The 21,735-nt window shown below is 60.3% G+C and carries 16 protein-coding genes; 7 read left to right on the top strand and 9 right to left on the bottom strand.

From position 1 onward, the window contains the following. Positions 1-95: 95 nt before the first annotated feature. From GIW28_RS02955 to GIW28_RS02945, 3 genes are read right to left on the bottom strand one after another with little or no spacing between them, the layout of a single operon-like run. Positions 96-647: a GNAT family N-acetyltransferase gene (locus GIW28_RS02955; RefSeq protein WP_138454087.1), complete on the bottom strand. Its 552-nt coding sequence runs from the start codon at positions 645-647 to the stop codon at positions 96-98. Positions 648-652: 5 nt separating this feature from the next. Then, entirely contained in the window at positions 653-1,114 is a 462-nt protein-coding gene (locus GIW28_RS02950) for an LEA type 2 family protein (RefSeq protein WP_017138141.1), read from the bottom strand. A 13-nt stretch (positions 1,115-1,127) separates the two neighbouring features. Further along, a complete protein-coding gene (locus GIW28_RS02945; RefSeq protein WP_017138142.1) occupies positions 1,128-2,555 on the bottom strand; it encodes a nucleobase:cation symporter-2 family protein in 1,428 nt (475 codons plus the stop codon). Between the two features lie 234 nt (positions 2,556-2,789). Between GIW28_RS02945 and GIW28_RS02940 the strand changes: the two genes are divergently transcribed. Then, entirely contained in the window at positions 2,790-4,415 is a 1,626-nt protein-coding gene (locus GIW28_RS02940; protein ID WP_176991079.1) for a methyl-accepting chemotaxis protein, read from the top strand. Between the two features lie 35 nt (positions 4,416-4,450). On the opposite strand, the gene GIW28_RS02935 is transcribed toward GIW28_RS02940, so the two are convergent. Next, on the bottom strand, positions 4,451-5,566 hold the full coding sequence (locus GIW28_RS02935) for a Gfo/Idh/MocA family protein (protein ID WP_236447593.1): 1,116 nt from the start codon (positions 5,564-5,566) through the stop codon (positions 4,451-4,453). A gap of 300 nt (positions 5,567-5,866) precedes the next feature. Here GIW28_RS02935 and GIW28_RS02930 point away from each other — a divergent pair, with 300 nt between their 5' ends. Both GIW28_RS02930 and GIW28_RS02925 read left to right on the top strand, forming a co-directional pair. After that, entirely contained in the window at positions 5,867-6,904 is a 1,038-nt protein-coding gene (locus GIW28_RS02930; RefSeq protein WP_236447595.1) for a WD40/YVTN/BNR-like repeat-containing protein, read from the top strand. A gap of 15 nt (positions 6,905-6,919) precedes the next feature. Then, on the top strand, positions 6,920-9,295 hold the full coding sequence (locus GIW28_RS02925) for an efflux RND transporter permease subunit (RefSeq protein ID WP_017138146.1): 2,376 nt from the start codon (positions 6,920-6,922) through the stop codon (positions 9,293-9,295). 102 nt (positions 9,296-9,397) lie between these two features. Here GIW28_RS02925 and GIW28_RS02920 read toward each other — a convergent pair whose 3' ends face one another. After that, positions 9,398-12,364, bottom strand: a complete 2,967-nt coding sequence (locus GIW28_RS02920; protein ID WP_236447592.1) for a dermonecrotic toxin domain-containing protein — start codon at positions 12,362-12,364, stop codon at positions 9,398-9,400. Between the two features lie 186 nt (positions 12,365-12,550). Here GIW28_RS02920 and GIW28_RS02915 point away from each other — a divergent pair, with 186 nt between their 5' ends. From GIW28_RS02915 to GIW28_RS02905, 3 genes are all read left to right on the top strand, one after another. Then, entirely contained in the window at positions 12,551-12,847 is a 297-nt protein-coding gene (locus tag GIW28_RS02915; protein ID WP_099549315.1) for a DUF5629 family protein, read from the top strand. Then, on the top strand, positions 12,834-14,009 hold the full coding sequence (locus GIW28_RS02910; RefSeq protein ID WP_017138149.1) for a lactonase family protein: 1,176 nt from the start codon (positions 12,834-12,836) through the stop codon (positions 14,007-14,009). Before GIW28_RS02915 ends, GIW28_RS02910 begins: the two co-directional genes overlap by 14 nt. A 156-nt stretch (positions 14,010-14,165) precedes the next feature. Continuing rightward, entirely contained in the window at positions 14,166-14,345 is a 180-nt protein-coding gene (locus GIW28_RS02905) for a hypothetical protein (protein WP_017138150.1), read from the top strand. 126 nt (positions 14,346-14,471) lie between these two features. Here the strand turns inward: GIW28_RS02905 and GIW28_RS02900 are convergent, their stop codons facing one another. From GIW28_RS02900 to GIW28_RS02890, 3 genes are read right to left on the bottom strand one after another with little or no spacing between them, the layout of a single operon-like run. After that, a complete protein-coding gene (locus GIW28_RS02900) occupies positions 14,472-15,065 on the bottom strand; it encodes a glutathione S-transferase (protein ID WP_176991076.1) in 594 nt (197 codons plus the stop codon). Then, entirely contained in the window at positions 15,062-18,700 is a 3,639-nt protein-coding gene (locus GIW28_RS02895) for an AAA family ATPase (protein WP_236448053.1), read from the bottom strand. The genes GIW28_RS02900 and GIW28_RS02895 overlap by 4 nt, the downstream gene beginning before the upstream one ends. Then, complete coding sequence (locus GIW28_RS02890; RefSeq protein WP_138449805.1) at positions 18,697-19,938, bottom strand: exonuclease SbcCD subunit D C-terminal domain-containing protein; 1,242 nt, start codon at positions 19,936-19,938, stop codon at positions 18,697-18,699. The genes GIW28_RS02895 and GIW28_RS02890 overlap by 4 nt, the downstream gene beginning before the upstream one ends. A gap of 271 nt (positions 19,939-20,209) precedes the next feature. Between GIW28_RS02890 and GIW28_RS02885 the strand changes: the two genes are divergently transcribed. Beyond that, positions 20,210-21,130, top strand: a complete 921-nt coding sequence (locus tag GIW28_RS02885) for a hypothetical protein (protein WP_236448243.1) — start codon at positions 20,210-20,212, stop codon at positions 21,128-21,130. 323 nt (positions 21,131-21,453) lie between these two features. On the opposite strand, the gene GIW28_RS02880 is transcribed toward GIW28_RS02885, so the two are convergent. Beyond that, positions 21,454-21,735, bottom strand: a 282-nt coding sequence (locus tag GIW28_RS02880; RefSeq protein WP_442963517.1) for a DUF6124 family protein, incomplete at its 5' end; no start/stop codon positions are given.

Here is a 21,735-nt window from a genome sequence, read left to right as displayed (position 1 = left end):
TGTGGGAGCTGGCTTGCCTGCGATGGCCTCAACTCGGTGTGCCTGATGTACCGAGGTGTCTGCATCGCAGGCAAGCCAGCTCCCACATCAGATCTTCAGCGTTTGGAAGATCTGAATACCAACCACTCTTCGCGGGTAATCTCCCAAATGTCGCGTGGCAACGTACCTTCTACAAACTCACCCATCTGCGTGCGGATCAGGCGCATCCCGGTGCGCTCGGAAATCCGCCGCGACGCCAGGTTAGGCGCAGCCTTGGGCACGCGCATTCGCGGGCGTTTAAGCACATCAAACCAGTACTCCGTCACCGCCGCACAGGCTTCAGTCATAAAGCCCTGGCCTTGCCATTGCGGGCCCAGCCAGAACCCTCGGTTGTCGTCTTGCTCGTCCGTCAAGTTGATATTGCCGATCAACTGTTGCGGCGCGTGTTTGAGGCGGATCGACCAGTGCCATTGGTCGCCACGGGCCATGCCCGGCAAGGCCACCTGTTCCAGGTAGCGGCGAGCGCCGTCCGCCGGGTACGGCCAGGGCACCTCGGCAGACAGGTAACGCACCACGTCCCAGTGCGCGAATTGCGCCTGGGTGTCCTCGGCATCCTCCAGGGTCAATGGGTGCAGGATCAGTCTTTGAGTAAACAACGTCGGTTGCATGGCCGTTACCAGGTCGCAGTGTTGGGCAGGTCCAGGGTGCCGCGTTCCACAAAGCGCATGGTACCGAACAGGCCACCTGCGAGTTTGCCGCGCAGTGTGTAAGGCAGGTTGTTCAGGCTTTGGGTCTGGCTGAGACCCAAGGTCTGACGCAGCACAGAAAACGCCGAAACGCTCACCGGCACCATCAGCACTGTCTCGGAAAAGCGTGGGATGCTTCCGGCCTGATCGCTCACGCCGGACGCCAATGGGCGCCCATTCACGTCCAGGTCCAGGGCCACACCACTGTAGTCGATCGCCGTTTCATTGGGGTTCTGCACCCGCAGCTTCACGGCGAAACGCACTTCCAGGTCCTGGCTTTGCAGCGGCTCGATACCCACCACACTGATATTGACCGGGTCGCGATTGGGGAACAGCGCACAGGCGCTCAAGGTCAGCAGCAGTAACGATAGAACCATGAGCTTGCGCATAACAAAGGTGCTCCTATTTCGTGACGTCCGGATCCTGCATGACCTTGAGGGTAGAGGACTCCGGATCAAATTCATCCTCTTCCAGCTCTAAGAACTCCTCCGGCAAGAAAATGTTCAGCAGGATTGCACAGAACGCGCCCACCGTGATCGGCGATTCAAAGATGTTGTGCAACGCCTTGGGCAGGTCGCGCAGCACTTGCGGCACAGCAGCCACACCCAGGCCCATCCCCAGGGAGATCGCCACGATCAGCACATTGCGCCGGTGCAGCCCGGCTTCGGCGAGGATCTTGATCCCGGCCACGGCCACGGTGCCGAACATGATCAGCGTGGCACCACCCAGTACCGGTTTGGGCATCAGTTGCAGCACCGCGCCGATCATCGGGAACAGCCCCAATAGCACCAGCAGGCCGGCGATAAAGTACGCGACATAGCGGCTGGCCACGCCGGTAAGCTGGATCACGCCGTTGTTCTGGGCGAAGGTCACCATTGGCAGGCTGTTGAACGTGGCTGCCATCGCCGAGTTGAGGCCGTCGGCCAACAGGCCGGACTTGATGCGCTTGATGTACAGCGGGCCTTTGACCGGCTGCTGGGAAATCATCGAGTTGGCGGTCAGGTCTCCGGCAGCCTCCAGCGGCGAAATCAAAAAGATCACCGCCACCGGGATAAACGCCACCCAATCGAACGAGAACCCGTACTTGAACGGCACCGGCACGCTGATCAACGGCACCTGGGGCAGGGCGGCCAAATCCACACGGCCCATCATCCAGGCAACGACAAAACCCAGGGTCAAGCCGATCACGATCGAGCCCAGGCGCAGGAACGGATTGCTGAAGCGGTTGAGGACCACGATGGTCAACAGCACCAGAGCTGCCAGCCCCATGTTACCCGCTGCACCCAGGTCGCTTGCCCCAAAGCCGCCGGCCATGTCGGTGACGGCTACCTTGATCAGCGACAAACCCATCAAGGTAATGATGGTGCCGGTGACCACTGGAGTAATCAGCTTGCGCAGCTTGCCGATGAACTGGCTGAGCACCACCTCGATAAACGCGGCGAAAAAACAGATGCCAAAAATCGTCGAGAGAATCTCGTCGGTGCCACCGCCGCGCGCCTTGACCATGAACCCGGCGCTGAGGATCACGCTGATAAACGAAAAACTGGTGCCTTGCAGGCACAACAGGCCGGAACCCACCGGGCCGAATGTGCGCGCCTGCACAAAGGTGCCAAGCCCGGACACGAACAGCGCCATGCTCACCAGGTAGGGCACCTCGCTTTCCAGGCCGAGTACGCCGCCGACGATCAGCGTGGGCGTAATGATGCCGACGAAGCTGGCCAGCACATGTTGCAGCGCGGCAAAAATCGCCGCGGTGAAGTGCGGGCGGTCTTCCAGGCCGTAGATCAGGTCGGATTTATAGCGGGGGCGGGGAGCTTGAGCGTCAGACAAAGTGCAGGCTCGGGTCAGAAAATGGAGGCGCAGGATGCCAGAAAGTGTCGGCTGTCAGAAGTGTGAAAAAATATTTCGAAATGTGCCGATTAATTTCTCAAGCCTGCCGATAGCCTGAATAGGCCCACACACCAATTAAAACAGTGGTGCCTGACGGTCCGAGACGCGCGTTGCCGCTAACGGATTGTGTCGCGGCAGGGATGCGCGCCAACACTACTTCTTGAGAGCACCGCTATGTCCCTTCGTAATCTGAATATTGCACCTCGCGCTTTTCTCGGTTTTGCGTTCATTGCATTGCTCGTTGTGATTCTTGGCGTGTTTGCGGTCAACCGCATGGGTACGATCCGCCAGGCCTCAGTGGATATGGGGACCAACCAGTTACCCAGCGTGAAGTTCCTCGGCAACATGACCGAGAACGTACTACGCTTGCGCATTCTCTCGTTCCGCATCTTGATCAACCGCGAGCCGGCCGCGCTCGAAGAGGCCAAAACCCGCGTGGCCGTGCTGGTCGACAAGGTCAAGCAGGCCCAGAGCGCCTATGCCGTTTTGCCGGCGGGTGCTGATGAGGCTGCTTTATACAAGTCTTTCACCGCCACGCTCGACAGCTATCTGGCCGCCCAGGCTGAAATGATGTCGTTGTCCCAGCAGAATAAAGTCGAGGAAATGCGCACCCTCATCAATACGCGCATCAAGGACGGCACCGACCTGATGGGCGAGCAACTGAACAAACTGATCGCCATCAACAGTGCCGATGCCGACACGGCCGGCCGGGAAGCTGAAGGCAGCTACCAGCAGGCGGTGACGGGCATCGTCATTGTGGCCGTCGCGGCGGCGCTCATGACGGTACTGCTCGCCTGGCTGCTGACCCGCAGCATCGTCACGCCGCTGCGCAAAGCGTTGGAAGTGGCCGAAACCATTGCCGGTGGCAACCTCACCAAAGTTATCGAAGATGCCGGCAAGGACGAGCCTGCGCGCCTCCTGGGCGCCTTGTCGGCGATGCAAACCAACCTGCGCCAGACCATCCAGCACATCGCCGGCTCGGCCACGCAACTGGCGTCTGCCGCCGAAGAGCTCAGTGCGGTCACCGAAGAAGCCTCCAAAGGCCTGCAACAGCAAAACAACGAAATCGACCAGGCCGCCACGGCCGTCAACGAGATGACCGCCGCTGTCGAAGAAGTGGCGCGCAATGCGGTGTCCACCTCCGAAGCTTCCAGCCAGTCCAACCAGGCGGCGCGGGAAGGGCGTGACCGCGTGGTGGAAACCGTCGGTGCAATCCAGACCATGACCCAGGACGTGCAAAACACTGCGTTGATGATTGAAGGCCTGGCAACCCAGGGCCGTGATATCGGCAAGGTGCTCGACGTGATCCGCGCGATTGCCGAACAGACCAACCTGCTGGCGCTGAACGCAGCGATTGAAGCCGCGCGCGCCGGTGAAGCCGGGCGTGGGTTTGCGGTGGTGGCCGACGAAGTCCGCGCCTTGGCGCACCGCACGGCGCAATCGACTCAGGAAATTGAAAAGATGGTCGCCGGCATCCAGAGCGGTACCGGTGAAGCCGTGCAATCAATGCAACAGAGCAACCAACGCACCCAGACCACCCTGGAGCTGGCCCGCGCGGCCGGTGTGGCCCTGGAGCAGATCACCCAGTCGATCAGCTTGATCAACGAGCGCAACCTGGTCATCGCCAGCGCCTCGGAAGAGCAGGCCCAAGTGTCCCGTGAAGTGGATCGCAACCTCGTCAACATCCGCGACTTGGCGACTCAGTCGGCGGCGGGTGCCAACCAGACCAGCGCGGCCAGCCATGAACTGTCGCGCCTGGCGGTGGATCTGAATGGGATGGTCGCGCGGTTCGTTATCTGAATTGAGCACACGGGGGAGCACGCCGCTCCCCTTGATCAGACCTCACCTACGTCGACCCAGCGCTTCTCACGGGCGGCCAGGCGAATCGCCGTTGCCAGCCGCTCGACCGCCCAGGCGGCTTCAAAGTCAGTGCCCGCTGCACCTTGGCCCGCCAACGCCATGACCAGCTCCTGCACTTCCAGGGTCTTCAATTCGTTGTAACCCAGTTGATGCCCGGCAGCCGGGCTGAATGCGGCATAGCCGGGCAGGGCGGGCCCGGCGAGCACACGCTGGAAACCGTCCTGGCCGGCGCGGCATATGCGCAGCTCATTCAAGCGTTCCTGATCGAACGCCAACGTGCCGCGAGTGCCGCTGATTTCAAAACTCAGGTGGTTCTTGTAGCCCTGCTTGAGCCAACTGCTGCTAACGGTGCCACGGGCGCCATTGGCGAAACGCAGCAGTGCATGCACTTGGTCATCCACTGCAATGGGTTTGAGCGCGTTGCTGCCTTTGACGGCAGGGCGTTGGGCATGCACGGTGTGTGTGTCGGCACACACGCTCACCACGTCGCCCACCAGATAGCGCGCCATCGACAGCAGATGGCTGCCCAGATCCGCCAGCGCGCCACCGGCATGTTCCACTTCACAGCGCCATGACCACGGCGAGGCCGGGTCGGCCATGAAGTCTTCGCTGAACTCGCCCTGGAAGCTGATGATCTCGCCCAGTTCGCCGTCGACAATCATCTGCCTGGCCAGGCCAATCATCGGGTTGTGCTGGTAGTTGTAACCGACCCGGGTGACCACGCCGGCAGCACTTGCGGCACGGCGCATGGCGTCGGCCTGTTCCAGGCTGACCGCCAGGGGTTTTTCGCAATACACCGCCTTGCCCGCCGCAATGGCCGCCATGGCCATGGGGTAGTGCAAGTGATTGGGCGTGGTGATGGCCACCACATCAACATTAGGGTCGTTGACCAGCGCCTGCCAGTCACCGTGGGCCTGGGCAAAGCCCCAGGCCGTGGCGCAACGTTGGGCGCGTTCGGTGTCGGCATCGGCCAGCGCCGCCAGCTTGAGGTGTACCGGCAGTTCGAACACCGCGCGGGCATTGTTGAACGCCAGCGCATGGGCGCGCCCCATAAAGCCTGTGCCGATCAAGCCGATTCCGAGTTCACGCATCGCCGTGGTCCTTTGGATTATTGTTGTCAGGAAGGCTATTAATGGAATAAAAATTCCCATAATTCAATAGATGGAATAAAAATTCATTAATCAGCCTGGGTAATGCAGGCATATTCAGGCCAACGCCAAAACCCGTCAGTTAACAAAAGATAACGTAGCGCCGATTGTCAGACGATTCCAAAGCCCGATAGGATGGCCCCTGCTTCCTCCAGGCGCTCTAGATTGCAGGTTTCAGAGCCCGGGAAGGCGAGACCACCTAACAATAATAAATGGGGAGAAAGGTCTATGAGTGAGCCTGTCATGGGTTGGGCTGTTTGCCGCCCGCGCGCCGCACGCAGGGTTGCGATGCTGGCCACAGCGCTCTCGCTGCTTGGGGCGTTGTCGACACCCGCGCTGGCAGCCGGCGACACCAGCAGCGCACAGCCGGTATTTGCAATTGAGTCTCCCAAGGCCGCCAAGGGCCTGATGATCGATGTCGTGCATGCCGGCAAGCGCCTGGTGGCGGTCGGCGATCGCGGGCACATCCTTTATTCCGATGACCAGGGCAACACCTGGACCCAAGCCAAAGTGCCGACCCGGCAACTGCTCACGGCGGTGTATTTCGTTGACGACAAACACGGTTGGGCGGTGGGCCATGACGCGCAGATCCTGGCCAGCACCGACGGTGGCGCCACCTGGGCTCAGCAATACCAGGACCTCAAGCGCGAAGCGCCATTGCTCGACGTGTGGTTCAAGGATGCCGAGCATGGCCTGGCCGTGGGCGCCTACGGTGCGCTGATCGAAACCACCGACGGCGGCAAAACCTGGGACGACGTGAGTGATCGCCTCGACAACGAAGACCAGTTCCACCTCAATGCCATCGCCGCTATCAAGGGTGCCGGGCTGTTTATCGTCGGCGAGCAGGGCAGCATGTTCCGCTCCAGCGACGACGGCCAGACCTGGGAAAAACTCGAAGGCCCCTATGAGGGCTCGCTGTTCGGAGTGATCGGCACCGCCCAGCCGCAGACCCTGTTGGCGTATGGCCTGCGCGGCAATCTCTACCGCTCCACCGATTTTGGCAGCACGTGGGAGCCAGTGGCGTTGAATGCGGCGCGTGGTGCCCTGGAGTTTGGCTTGTCGGGGGCGACGTTGCTCGATGACGGCGCCATCGTGGTGGTCGGCAACGGCGGCAGCGTGGTGATCAGCCACGACGACGGCCAGACCTTCAGCGTATTCAACCGCCCGGACCGCATTTCGCTCTCCTCGGTCACGGCGGCGGGCAATGGCAACTTGATTCTGGCGGGGCAGGGCGGCGTTCGTGTTGCCAAGCCAACCGGCGCTGAACTCGAAAAACAATAAGAAGGCGGGGAAAGAATGAGCAGTCATCACAACGATAAAGCGACCTTTCTTGAGCGCCTGATCTTCAACAACCGCCCGGCAGTGATCGTTATCTGCCTGCTGGTGAGTATTTTCCTGTTCTGGCAGGCGACCTTGATCCGCCCGTCCACCAGCTTTGAAAAGATGATCCCCCTCAAGCACCCCTTCATCGAAAAGATGATGGAGCACCGTAACGACCTGGCGAACCTGGGCAACACGGTGCGCATCTCGGTGGAGGCCAAGGATGGCGACATCTTCTCGAAGGAGTACATGGAGACGCTGAGGCAGATCAACGACGAGGTGTTCTACATCTCCGGCGTTGACCGCTCGGGCCTCAAGTCGCTGTGGAGCCCCAGCGTGCGCTGGACCGAAGTCACCGAAGAGGGTTTTGCCGGCGGTGAAGTAATCCCGCAAAGCTACAACGGCTCGCCGCAAAGCCTCGACCAACTGCGCAACAACGTGCTCAAGTCCGGCCAGGTCGGGCGTCTGGTGGCCAACGATTTCAAGTCGAGTATCGTCGATATTCCTTTGCTGGAGTCCTACCCGGACCCGCAGGACCAAGGCAAGTTGCTGGCCCTGGACTACCGCAAGTTTTCCCATGAACTCGAAGACAAGATCCGCGACAAGTTCGAAGCCCAGAACCCCAACGTCAAGATCCATATCGTCGGTTTCGCCAAGAAGGTCGGTGACCTGATCGACGGCCTGGTAATGGTGGTGATGTTCTTCGGCATCGCGTTTGTGATCACCTTGATTCTGCTGTTGTGGTTCACCAACTGCCTGCGCAGTACTGTCGCGGTGTTGAGTACCACGCTGGTGGCGGTGATCTGGCAATTGGGGCTGATGCACTTTTTCGGCTTCGGCCTGGATCCCTATTCGATGCTGGTGCCGTTCCTGATCTTTGCCATCGGTATTTCCCATGGCGTGCAGAAGATCAACGGCATCGCCCTGCAATCCAGCGAGGCAGATAACGCCCTGACCGCGGCACGGCGCACGTTCCGGCAACTGTTCCTGCCCGGCATGATTGCGATCCTCGCCGACGCCGTGGGCTTTATCACGCTGCTGATCATCGACATCGGCGTGATCCGTGAACTGGCCATCGGCGCGTCCATCGGCGTGGCGGTGATTGTGTTCACCAACCTGATCCTGCTGCCGGTGGCGATCTCCTATGTCGGTATCAGCAAGCGCGCGATCGCCAAGAGCAAGAAAGACGCGCACCGCGAACACCCGTTCTGGCGCCTGCTGTCCAAATTCGCCAGCGCGAAAGTTGCGCCAGTCTCGATCCTGCTCGCGCTGGTCGCCTTCGGCGGCGGCCTCTGGTACAGCCAGAACCTCAAGATCGGCGACCTCGACCAGGGCGCGCCGGAACTGCGCCCGGACTCGCGCTACAACAAAGACAACAACTTCATCATCAGCAATTACTCCACCAGCTCCGATGTGCTGGTGGTGATGGTCAAGACCAAGGCCGAAGGCTGCTCGCGTTATGAAGCCATGGCGCCCATCGACCAGTTGATGTGGAAGATGCAGAACACCGAGGGCGTGCAGTCGGCGATCTCGCTGGTGACCGTGTCCAAGCAGATGATCAAGGGCATGAACGAGGGCAACCTCAAATGGGAAACCCTGTCGCGTAACCCCGACGTACTGAACAACTCCATTGCCCGCGCCGACGGCCTGTACAACAACAATTGCTCACTGGCGCCGGTGCTGGTGTTCCTCAACGACCACAAGGCCGAAACCCTCGACCGCGCCGTGCATGCGGTGCAGGACTTCGCCAGGGAAAACAACAAGGACGGCCTGGAATTTATCCTCGCCGCCGGTAACGCCGGGATCGAAGCTGCCACTAACGAGGTGATCAAGGAGTCGGAGCTGACCATCCTGATTCTGGTGTACCTGTGCGTGGCCACCATGTGCATGATCACCTTCCGCTCCTGGGCGGCGACCCTGTGCATCGTGTTGCCGCTGGTGCTGACCTCAGTGCTGGGCAATGCCCTGATGGCGTTCATGGGCATCGGGGTCAAGGTCGCAACCTTGCCGGTGGTGGCGCTGGGCGTGGGGATTGGCGTGGACTACGGCATTTACATCTACAGCCGCCTGGAAAGCTTCCTGCGCGCCGGCCTGCCGTTGCAAGAGGCCTACTACCAGACGCTCAAGTCCACCGGTAAAGCCGTGCTGTTCACCGGCCTGTGCCTGGCCATCGGTGTGTGCACCTGGATCTTCTCGGCTATCAAGTTCCAGGCCGACATGGGCCTGATGCTGACCTTCATGCTGCTCTGGAACATGTTCGGTGCGCTGTGGCTGTTGCCGGCACTGGCGCGGTTCCTGATCAAACCCGAGAAGCTGGCGGGGCAGAAGGGCAATTCATTGTTTGCGCACTGAGCATGCTTGACCACAGGCAATTTGGAAACAAACGCCCGACCTGACCCGTCGGGCGTTTTACTGTGTGCCTACCGATGGCGAAGCCGTGCCTTGTTTTGCACGCTACAGGCCTGCCACGGCTGGCGGGATTTGGGCTCTGCGGGTGCGTTCGGTGGCCAGGCGCTTGAGCACGCTACCGCCTTTTACGCGTAGGCTCATATCGAACGACCAATTGCCTTGCTCGTCGACTTTTACGCGAGGTCCGCGGGTGCCTGAACTGGCGCGAACGATCGCCACACGCTCGTCGTCGAGCATGATGACCTTGAAAAGAATCCCATAGACGTTCAAGTGCCAGGCGTTGTCGATCCGGTAGAGCCCTCGGTACGGGCCGTCAGACGAAGCTTCAGGCAGCGCTTCAAAACAGGCAAAGCCGAAAAAGCTGGTGACGTTCGCCCAATGCCCGTACGGCATTCTGTTTTGGAAAAAGGTGTATCCAAATTCCAGTGCTGAATCGAGCTTTTTGTTGGCTCCGTAGTAGTAGCCAATGACGTTTTCCGTCAGTACCACGTTGCTGGAGAGCTGCCGTCCCTCTTGGGATTGACGCGGCGCGGGCGGGCGTAACGCCTGGTCTTTGAGCGTGGCGTCCACAGGCTCGGTGGTCGAGGCAACCGGCATGCTTTCAGCGAGCAGGATAGCCAGGTTGAGTGTCATGTCGGCTATGGCCACTTCGCGTGTGATGGGGTCATTGCTATTGAGTGCAGGCAGATCAGGCGTTAATTGATTCACCAGTGTGCCTAGCCAGGCGGTCAGCAAAACCGGTGCTCGCTGTTGCGGCTGCAGTAACGCATCAAACGGGCCGCCGCCCATTTCCAGCAATGCTGCCCAGCGTTTTGTTTTATTCAGCGACGCGCCATCACCTCCCACATTGGTCAGCGCCTCTACGATGTAGAAGTAGAGGAAGGACTGGGCGCTGGAGAAGTTCATGCTTGTCAGCGATTTGTCGACCTCGCGTTGATCGGCCAGTTGTGCCGTGGGTAGGGGTGAATCGGGTACAGACTCGGCATTCAGGCCAACATCCAGGGGATGGGGTGCCAGGAGGCCACCGTTGTCATAGACAGCCCGGGCTTCATCGGACATCCAGGCCAGCACACTGTCGTGCAGTTCTCCTGGCTGCGAGATAGCATTCAACAGCGCGTCGCGTGTGGCGAACTCACATAAGGCGTGTGCATAAAAGGGGCGGTAAAGCAGATGGGGGCCTTTGCTCTTGTCCTGCGCTTCGATGATGAACATAGCGCTGACGACGTCAGGTTCCGCTTGCGCTGCGCGCAACAGTGCCAACGGTTGAATGATCACCGATGGGGTGTCGACGAAGCCTTTGCTGCCAATGGAGGCTTCGTTGGCGTTGTGCTGCAGCAGCGTGGCAACGTATCCGGCGGCCAGTGCGCTGACACTGCTCGGTTGTTTCAGATGCAACTCCAGCGCCTGCAACGGTAGTTGATAACATAGCTGGGCGACGAGCTGGCGCTTGCGCGCGAAAGACTCTGGCGTGTGATTCAATAACTGTGTTTCGAGGTAGTCGGAATAAGCCTTGCCGATGTCGAGTCTCTCAATTAGCCCGCCGTTGCGGGTGATGAAGTCCGCCGTCAACCATCCAGGCAGGGGCAGGCCGTCACGGTGCGCCAGGGTAAAGGTGCCAGCAGGGCGGCCTTTCAGGCAGGTGATCACCAGGTCTGTCAGGCTCATCGACTCAGTGGAAATGCCCTGTGCGGTGTCTTCAGCGTCAGCAGCAGGGGTCACCGTGACAAGCACTTTGTCGGGCGCATAGGTCTCGGGTAGCGCAGCCTCTTCGTCGCTCGCGGGCAGGCTTTGCTGCTCGGCGTCGAGCGCCTTTGACAAGGCTGCGGTGGTGAAGGCGTTGATGTCCGTAATGCCGCTGAGAAAGGTATGGCCCCTGCTGAGCCGCTTACTGTTCGCCAACCCCAAACTGTAGCGGGAGTAGTTTTTTTTGGGGATGTGCGAGGCGTTTTGGAGCCAGTCTGGCAGTTGCGGGCTCAGCACGTTCTGAAACTGTGCCTGGACTTGGGTCGTGTTGGCAAAGCAGGGCGTCGGGTCACTGAGCTCATGGTAAAGCGCTTGCAGCTTAGCCTTCCCGAAGGAGCAGGGCAGTTTCACGGCTTCAATGTTGAGTAATTGTTGATTCAGGATCAGTTCGGCTTGATGCCCGAACGCATCGCCATAAACCTCGTAACGTTTGCAGCTCAGCGAATCGACGCTGTATTGAGCGGTGAGGGCGCTGCCCCAATGCTGGTTAAAGGCATCCATTGAGCTAAATGTTTCGATTTTTCCACCCGGATGGCATAACAGAACGACCGTATGCGTATTGACGGTACGCTCCAGCAACAGCTCGGGGGCGAATAAAACCGAGTTGCCGCTGGCGCTGTTCAGGTAGGTTTCCAGTTCGTAGACAAGGGTGTTGCTGTCGTTATTTTGCTGACGCGGATAACTGTCAGGGAAGTCAATGACCTGTTGTACCGTCTCGCGCTCAATATCGCTCAAGCCTGGCTGGGTCAGCACTGAAATCTGCAGCGCTTGCACCAAGCTCTCACTGAGTAAACTCCAACGGCTGGGTAGCTCGCCGGCCGGGTTCCAATAGGCCGTCAAGGCATCTTGCAGGCCGATCGGCAGCGACCAGGCCAGTTCGCCAATCAGTGCCTCGACCTGCATCATGTCCAGCGCGTCACCGGCGGGGGTGGTGATGGGCGTGGGTGCCTGCTCAGTGAGGAAAAAGGCGTGCGAGCCTACCGCGCTAAAGTCCAAGGCGGCCCCATCGGCCAGATAGTCCAGCGCTTTTGTCGTGAGTCGCTCGAAGGTATAGCGCCCATCGGCCTGGGGCGTCGCCAGTTGGGTGCGGGAAAGGTCCAGCGCCATCCCCGGGTATTTTTGCGTAAGGGTTGTCGCCAACATTTGCTCAACGACGGCTTCAAGCCTGGGGCGGTCTGCGAACTGCGCGCTGACGGTAGCGCCCATGCTTGGGCATTGCGCGAGCATCACATCGCTGGCAGGCGGCTCGTTGATGGACGGTGGTAGCATTTTTTGAGGTCTCCACGATTGGTTAATCGAACATCACAGGTGTCATGGCGAGTTAACGTCGATCTCGTGGTAAAGGAGCGGTATCTGGGTACTGCATGATGCGCGTTGGTGTGTTTGAGGCAGGGTTTTAGGCTGATGCAGTAATTTGCCCTATCATGAGCGCTTTCCCCTTGATGATTGATGTCTATGACTGCCGACACCGCTACCTTGCTGCATGCTTTTGAAGACTGCCAGATGGTTGAAATCGATGGGCTGCACACCTTTGATTTCAGCCTGGATGACCAGAAACTGTTGGTCATTTGCATGGACGGTCGCGCCGAAAAGCGCTGGAGCTTCAGCCTGGAGCAAGTCAAAGCAGCAGTGTTTGATCCCACCTTGCAAAGCTGGACCCTTACCGGTGACTCGGGCGAGCATCGCCTGGTCTGCATGAGCGGCGTCACCGGCAACAATAACGACGAGGACGAAGCGGATGATGATGCGTAAATTCTGGCCCCTGTTGATGGCGGGCAGTGTCGGTGCGATGTCGGTGCAAGCCGCGCCGGCCGACACCTATGAACTGTTGGTCGGCAGCTACACCGCCGGCACCAGCGAAGGTATTTACCGCCTGCAATTTGACAGCCGCACCGGCCAATTCAGCGGCAAACCCGTGCTGGCGGCCAAAGCGGCCAACCCCTCGTGGCTGACGATTTCCAAAGACCGCAAGCACCTGTTTGTGGTCAACGAGAACGGCCCAGGGCAAAAAGATCCGGTCGGCCGCGTCAGCAGCTACAGCATCGACCCGCAGAATCATCAGCTCAGCCTGATCAACCAGGTGCAGAGCCTGGGCAACGAACCGACCCATTCCAGCCTGGCCGCTGATGGCCGTTACCTGTTCGTCGCCAACTATTCGGTGCTGGAAGACCCGGGCGGCAGCCTGGCCGTGCTGCCGGTTGACGCCAACGGCAAGCTGTCGGCGCCGGTGCAGTTGAGCGGGCACCCGGCCAGCCGCGTGAACCCAGAGCGTCAGGCCTCCAACCACGTGCACTCGGTGGTGTCGTCGCCGGATGGCAAGTATGTGTTTGTACAGGACCTTGGCGCCGACAAGGTGTTTGCCTACCACTACGATCCCAAGGCCAACCACGAACTGCCCTTGACCCCGGCCGACCCCGCCTTTGTGCAATTGCCACCGGGCAGCGGCCCGCGTCACCTGTTGTTCAGCGCCGATGGCAAGCATGCCTGGCTGACCACTGAAATGAGCGCTCAGGTGGCTGTGTTCGATTACAACGACGGCAAGCTCAGCCAGACCCAGTTGGTCGATTTTGCCGCCGGGCAGCCGGTTTCCGACAAGGCCGGTGCGGCCGTACACGCCTCAAGCGACGGCAAATTCCTGTACGTGAGCAACCGTGGCACGGCCAACCAGGTGCTGGTGTTCAGCATCGACCCGGCCACCGCGCACCTCAAGGAACTGCAGCGCCGTTCGGTAGAAGGTGACCACCCGCGCGAGTTCAGCCTGGACCCGAGCGGCAAGTTTTTGCTGATCGCCAACCAGAAAAGCAATGAAATCGTGGTGGTCGAACGCGACCCCAAGACCGGCCTGCTGGGTAAAACCGTGCAGAAACAGTCGATCGATGCGCCCAGCGACCTCAAGTTCCTGGTGCGTCAATAAGCCACAGGCCCCGCAGTGCGGGGCCTGACCCTTTGTATTAATTCTATTAATAGCGGCTACTGTTTCAAAGCATTTCTAAGGTTTAACCCTCGGGCGTAAGTTTGGTTCCAAGGCCTTCCCCGGCCACCTAACCAAACGAACACAAGGGTTACCGCCATGAACTTGAACCTCTTCTCCATCATCGCTGCTTCCGCTGTTTCCGCCACCGTGGCATTGCCTGCTGCCGCCAGCGTGGAAGTCACCGGCAAAAAATCCACCACCACGGCCTACACCCAGAAATACCTGCAACAAAGCGCCAACTTCTATGCCGCACTGGATCACAAAGCCCAGCACTGAGCTTGAGCCAAGCGACGGTCAAATGTGGGAGCTGGCTTGCCTGCGATGAAATCGATGCGGTGGATCAGTTACACCGAGTCGTCGGCATCGCAGGCAAGCCAGCTCCCACATTTGATTGTGTGGACCTCAGGGTTTTGCCATGACCGCCACAAACAGCGGCGATTCCAGAAAGCGCTGTAGCCAGGTCTGTAACCGGTGATACGGGGTACAAGCAAACCACTCGCGGTCGACATGCGCAAACTGGCGCACAAACGGCGCCAGTGCCATATCGGCCAGGCTCAAATGCTCGGCCAGCAAGTAATCATTCCTCGCCAGCAACGCATCCAGCTTCTGCAAAAACACCTCGCCCTCGGCCCGATAATGTTCCATCGGCTGCTCGGGGTAGCGCTCGGCGTACTTGTATCGATTCAAATGATGTTTGAACACCTGGTCGTTCTCAGCGATCAGTTCCTGAACCCTCGGGTCGCCCTGTAGCAACCAATCATCAGGATCGTGCTGCGCCAGCGCCCAATGCATGATTTCCAGGCTTTCCTCGATCACCTGGCCGCCCACGCAAAGCACCGGCACCGTGCCCTTGGGCGACAGTGCCAGCATCTCGGCCGGCTTGGCCTTGAGGCTCACTTCGATGATCTGCACGGGCAGGCCCGAATAGCGCACGGCCAGGCGCGCCCGCATCGCGTACGGGCAGCGCCGAAACGAATACAGCAGCGCCTCGCTCACTTGACCTCCAGCGTGCTCAAACCATTGCCCTGGCGCTTGACCTGGATCTGCACCGGGATGCGCTCATGCATTTCCTGTACGTGGGAGATCACTGCCACCTTGCGGCCCTGGGCTTGCAAGCCGTCCAGCGCGTCCATCGCCAATTGCAGCGATTCGGGGTCCAGGCTGCCAAAACCTTCGTCGATAAACAGCGACTCGATCTTCAAGGTGCTGGACGCCATCGACGCCAGCCCCAACGCCAACGCCAGCGACACCAGGAACGTCTCGCCACCCGACAGCGAATGCACCGAGCGCAATTCGTCGCCCATCTCTGTGTCCATCACCAACAGCCCCAACATGCTGCCGCCGCGCTTGAGGCGATAGCGGCGCACCAGTTGGCGCAACTGCGCGTTGGCGTGGTGTACCAGCAAGTCGAGGTTGTAGGCCTGGGCGATCTTGCGGAACGTGTCGCCGGTGGCCGAGCCGATCAGCGCATTCAGGCGTGCCCAGCGCTGCCACTCGTCATAAGCCTTGGCGATATGCTCGCCCAGGACATGGTTGGCGTCCTGGCGACGTTGGTCTTCGGACTGACGCGCACGCAATTCGGCGCAGCGGCTGTCGCCCTCGGCCAATTGCTGATTAAGCGCGGCGAGACTGCTGTCCAGCTGTTCGGCGTCCAGGTTGCCATTGTGCAAGGCCTTGTGTTCGGCCAGGCGCTGTTCGCGCTCCTGCAACAACACCTTGGCTTGCTCGACGGCTTTTTCGCTGTGCTGCAACTGCTGGCGCAAGGCGCTGACTTGGCTGTCATCAAAGGCCAGCAAACGCGTAAGACCGTCGTTATCCAGTTGCGGGTGCAGCGCGCGCCATTCGCCCAGGCGCGCATCGAGGGTCTGCTGCTCGGCGGTCAGCGCCTGTACGCGTTCCTGCTGGGCCTTGAGGTCGGCAGCCAATTGGATCAGGGCATCGCGCAGCTCTTGCAGCTGTTGGTTGGCGTCTGTCTCGCTTCGGCGAGCTTGCGCCACGGCCTCATCCAGCCGGTGTTGCCACTGTTGGGCACTGGTGTGCTCGCCGAGCAAGGCGGTGAGTATTGCCTGGGCGGCCTGTTGCTGGGTGGTCAGCTCGGTGACTTGCTGTTGCAAGGCTTCCACCTGCTGCTGGCGATGCTGCTGATGGGTCTGCTCTTTTTCGATGGCCTGCTGGCGTTCTTGCTGTTCAGCCAACTCATCACGCTGATGGCCCAGCTGTTCCAGGCGCTGGCTGACGTGCTGGTCCAGCTGCATAAAGGTCGCTGCCGGTTCACGGCGCAAACCGTCGAGGGTGTCGGCCGGTAGCAGGCCGGCGAAGGCCTGCAGTTCTTCGTCCAGGCGCTCACGGTCATTGGACAGTTCGCGTTGCTGGTCCACCAGCAGCTGGCGGGCTTGCTGGCTGGCGTCCTGGGCCGCTTGCAGTTGTTGCTGTAAGCGCCCGGCATTTTGTTGCAGGTTGAGCAGGGCGCCTTGGCGTTGCTCATCCTGGGCGATGCTTTGCGTAAGTTGCGCCAACTGCTGGGCCAGCCAGGCGCTGCGCTGGGTGGCGTCCTGATTAAACAGCGAGGCCGACAATGGATGTGCTTGCAAGCTGGGGGCCAGGCCCTGTTGTTGTGTCGCCAACAGCTCTTGCTGTTGCAGGAACTCCTTTTGCTGGGCGATCAAGCCGCCCACTTCGCCACGCAGCTCGGTGAGTTTTTCCTTCAGCGTATCGACGGCCTTCTGCGCCGTGGCTTCTTCGTTTTCATCATGGCGGCCAAGGCTTTGCAGCAAGGCTTCGGGCTGATGGTACGGATGCTCATGGCTGCCGCACACAGGGCACGGCTGGTCGTCCTGCAACTGCTCGCGCAACTCTTCGACACTGGCACTGCGCGCCAACCGCTGGCGTTCCAGCAGTTGCTTGGTCACCGACATTGTTTGCTCGGCCACCGTGAGTTCGGCCTTGGTTTGCAGGCCGGTCTGGTTCAACTGTTCGCGCTGTTGCTGGGCGTCTGCGAGTTTTTGCGTCAGCGCGGCGCTCTGTATATCCAGCTGCTGCTGGCTGTCCCACAAGCGCGTAAGGTCTTCGAAGGCGCGTTGCTGCTTGCGATTGTCCTGCAGCAGGCTTGCGAGCAATTGGACCTGCTCGGCGACGGCGTGCGGTTCGGCGCCGGCTTCCTGGTACAGCAGGTCCAACGCCTCGCGCTGCTGGGTGAATTTTTCGGCAGCGGTGGCGGCTTTGTGTTCAAGCTGCGGCAGTTCGGCCTGGCCCTTGTTCAGGCGGTTGCCGATCAGCATCAGCTGTTGCAGGCGGTCGCGATAGGCGGTCCAAGCGTCGCTCAGCGGTGCAAAGGCAGCGCTGCGCTCAAGCTCAGCGGCCAGGCGTTGCAGGCGCCCGGCAACCAGGGCCTGTTTCTCCAGCAAGCCATTGAGCAACGACTGCCCTTCGGCGCAGGCGGTTTCCTGTTGTTGCTTGTCGTCACTGCGTTTGGCCAGGTCTTTGCTCAGATGGGCGAGGGTGCTCTGCTGTTCGAACGCCTGGCGCAGCAAGGGCACGGCGTCGGCCTGGTGTTTCAAGGCGTCAGCCAAGGCGACCTGGGCGGCGGCCTGCTGTTGTTGCGCCTGCTCCTGGCGTGCTTGCAGCGCGGTTTGCTGCTCGATGTGCTGTTGAATCTGCGCCGCCAGCGGGGTGAGCAGGGTGTCGAGTTCAGCCAGCCGCGCGAACTGATGGCGTTGTGGCGCTAACTGCTCCAGGCGGCTCAGGTCCTGACGCTGTTGGCCTTGGCTGTCCCAGAGCTGTTGGGCTTGCTGCAATTGTTCGGTGGCACTGAGCTGGCGCTCCTGCCACTCACGTAGCTCCTTGAGCCAGGTGTGTTGCAGCTCCAACTGCTTGAGTTGCGCCTGCTGGGTCTTGAGGTGCTGCTGCGCCTCGGCCAACTGCTGGTCAAGTTCGGCGCGGGCCTCAGGCGCCAGCGGCACCAGGCCGGTGGCCTGGTCTTGCAGCTGTTTATGCGCGTCCCTGGCATCCTTGGCCTTGTCGAAAGCGCGGCGGCCGAGCTGGGTATACAGCGCGGTGTCGGTGAGCTTTTCCAGCAGTTCGCTGCGCTCATTGTCGTTGGCCTTGAGGAACGCGCTGAACTCACTTTGCGCCAGCAATACGGCACGGGTGAACTGCTCGAAATTCAAGCCCAGGGCCAGTTCCAGCTGGGTCTTGTATTCGGTTTTCTGGCTGGCCAGCAGTTGGTCGCTGTCCAGGTCAATCAGGCTTTGGCGGCTGTTCTGCAACTTGCCACTGGCCTTGTCGCGGGCGCGGTTGGCTTCCCAGCGGGCGCGGTAACGGCGGCCGTTGACGCCGACAAAATCCACCTCGGCATACCCGCCGCCGGTGCCGCGGCGAATCAGCGTGCGTGGGTCGCCGATGGAGATATCGCTGTCGGCATCCGGCATTTTGGCCTGGCCGGTATCGCCCAAACGTGGCACGGCGCCAAACAGTGCCAGGCACAAGGCATCGAGCAGGGTACTTTTACCCGCGCCGGTTGGGCCGGTAATCGCGAACAACCCGGCGCTGGCCAGGGGCTCGGCAGTAAAGTCGATCTCGAACGGGCCAGCCAGGGAGGCGAGGTTTTTCAGGCGGATGGCGAGGATCTTCATGGCTGTTCGCCCTCCTGTTGCACTTCCTGAAGCAGCACGGCGAAATCCTTCATGGTCTGTTCATCCACCTCACTGCCGTAGTTGTCGTGCCAGGCGCGGCTGAACAGTTCCTGGGGCGTGAGCTGGTCAAGTTCGACCAGACCGGCTTCGTCCGTGTCGTCGCTGCCGCGTTTGCCTGCGTATTCGGCGGCGATGCGCACCAGGCGCACGGCCTTGCCTTGCAGGGCAGTCTCGATTTGCTGGCGCAGGTCCGGCTGCGGCTCGTCGAGGCGCACGCGTACCTCCAGCCAGGGGTGGCGCTGGGTTTCGGCGAGCAGGTCGATGTCGGGCAGGTCGGCGAGCTGTGCGAGGATATCCGCCAGCGGCGCAGCGTCCAGGCGTTGCAGGTTGACCGAGCGTGGGATCAGGCGTGGCTCGACGCCCACCAGGCGTTGGCCCTGGAAGGTCACATCGAGAATCTGGTGCTTGTAGCCGATTTCGGAAAACGACAAGGGAATGGGCGAGCCGCTGTAGCGGATGCGCTCTTCGCCGTTGACCTGCTGCGGCTTGTGCAAATGGCCCAGCGCCACATAACTCACACTGGCATCGAACAGGCTGGCAGGCAGTGCTTCGGCATTACCAATGATCAGGCTGCGTTCGGAGTCTTCCGACACCGAACCACCGGCCATGTGCGCATGGCTGATGGCAATCAGCGCCTGGCCTTTCTTGCGTTTGGCATTGGCGGCGGCGATCAGCCATTCATGCACCTGGCCAATGCCCCGCAGATAGTCGTCGCCCAAGTGCGCACCCGTGACTTCCGCCGGGCGCAAAAACGGCAGCGCCAGGCACCAGGCGGCGATCTTGCCTTTGGCGTCGGGCAGCGGGATCAGCAGGCGCTCGGCGTCCAATTGGCCGTCGTCCAGCCACAGCACGCGGCCCAATGCATGGGTGCGCAAACGGCGCATCAACGGCGCGGGCAGCTCGATCCGCGAGCCGGAATCGTGGTTGCCGGCGATCATCACAATGGTCAGCTTGGGGTTTTGTTCGTGGGCGCTGATGATGAAGTCGTACAGGCGCTCCTGTGCCTTGAGCGGCGGGTTGACCGTGTCGAAGATATCGCCGGCGATCAGCAGCGCATCCGGCTGCTCGGCTTTTAATTGGCCCAGCAGCCAGTCGAGAAAACAGGCGTGTTCGAAGTCGCGTTCCTGGCCGTGCAGGTTTTGGCCAAGGTGCCAGTCGGAGGTGTGGAACAGACGCAAGGCGAACTCCGTTAAATACAAGAGGTGAATGGCCGCCGTGAACAGAGAAGGGCGGTGAAAAAGAAGGGAGTTTACCTGTAAAAACCGCTGGTATGCGGGCTTGTCGGGGGGAGACCGGGGAATCTACGCAACACCACAGTGGAAACATTTGCCGACGAATGCAGCCCCATTCGGTGATCCCTGTAAGGGAACCAGAGTTCTGACCTGCGTTAATTAAGAATGACCTCCCGAATTCTGCGAGGCATCTTTTTCCTTTTGGAGTCACTACACAATGTCTCTGGGTAATATTGATCAGCACGAACATGAACGACGGGGCTTTAGCGCAGGGGAACTCTTTCCAATCTATGTGCCAACGCCTGTGCGCGGCCCCATCGACCCGCTGCGCGGCGAGAAAAATCAGCATGTTGTCCCGAGGGAAAATCTCCAGCGCCCCCAGGGCGATACTCGATCCGCTGAGCAAATCATTAATGACAACCCCATACTCAAATGGCTGGACAGCCAACGAGGAATACGTCGTGACTGGGTCGGTAAAGTGAACGGCAAAATAGTGGTGAGACAACCCGTGCGTGAAAATAATATTTACTTTGAAATGGCCTATAGGCAATTGGGCGATTGGACCTCCAGTAACCCTTACCCCCAGTCTAGAGCGGATGCGGCCTACAACGCGGCCAGAGTACTTAACTGGATTGATGCGTCTCTGAGTGCAGCAGGCAAAACTCGCGGTGAGGATGCAAACAACGGTGTACTCGAAGGGTTCACCGGCAGCGGCTATGCGGTGGCCGAAACACCGGCAAGCATGTGGCAAGCCTTCACCCAGGAGGGGTATGGCGCTCTCAGCGATAAGCAATGGCTGGCTTCCCGCGAAGATGCGCCGCATAAGGTCGGCCCACAGCCGTTCTGGAGCAACGAATACTTATTGCGGCACATCGCCTATCACTTGCGCGAGTTTGCCGCCGGTAAAAACGACCGTTTTGTGAATATTCATGAGTTGAAAGAAGCCGCCGGCATGGTGCCCAGCACCCGGACTTTTTCGGCACAGGCACAAGAGAGCGCTTTGGAACTTCTGGCCCGCCCGGAGTTGCTGCTGGCGCTGGATATCGGGATTGGCGACGATGGGCCAGGTAAGCAGGACGGCCGGTTCGATATTGAAAACATCGCCTATGTCTACAAGCGCAGTCGCGCAAAGACCTGACGTTCACGCGTAGACGCTGACCAGTGGGAGCAGGCAAGCCTGCGATGGCCATAGGTATCTACACAACCGGTTAACGCGAAGCCTGCGGCCAGTGGGCTGTTGTGGCGAGCAGGCTTGCCCTGCGTTGGGCTGCGAAGCAGCCCCAAACCCAGACACTGAGTTCTTTCAGGAAAATTGCAGTGCCTTTACTGGGGCCGCTTCGCGGCCCAACGCAGGACAAGCCTGCTCGCCACAGGAGAAATTGGCTGCCTTCAGAAGTTGTGTAGAGACCTATGGCCATCGCAGGCAAGCCAGCTCCCACATAAGCCAGTTCCGGCAGAGGGTTACGCGGCGTTCATGCACTCCAGCGCGCGGTCGGCAAGGGTTTTGGCCTGGTTGACCAAGTGCTCGGTGGCGCCGGCCATGTGCTGTTCATCACCGCTCAGCGCCTGGCGGGTGGCCGCTGCGGTGGCGGCTGCACAGCGCAGCAAGTCGCAGATTTGGGCGAGGGCGTCTTCGAAGCTGAGGTCGTGATGCACGGCGAAGGATGGCGGTAGGGTGGGTTGCAGGTAGTGGCTCAGGGCGCGTTCGAAGATTTTACGGTCGGGGGTGAAACGGGGTGGGTC

Origin of the sequence: Pseudomonas sp. PA-5-4B, from assembly GCF_021606215.1 — a bacterium.
Lineage (GTDB): Bacteria > Pseudomonadota > Gammaproteobacteria > Pseudomonadales > Pseudomonadaceae > Aquipseudomonas > Aquipseudomonas edaphica.
Note: the sequence above shows the minus strand (reverse complement) of the source record. Positions and strands in the feature narration are given on the sequence as shown.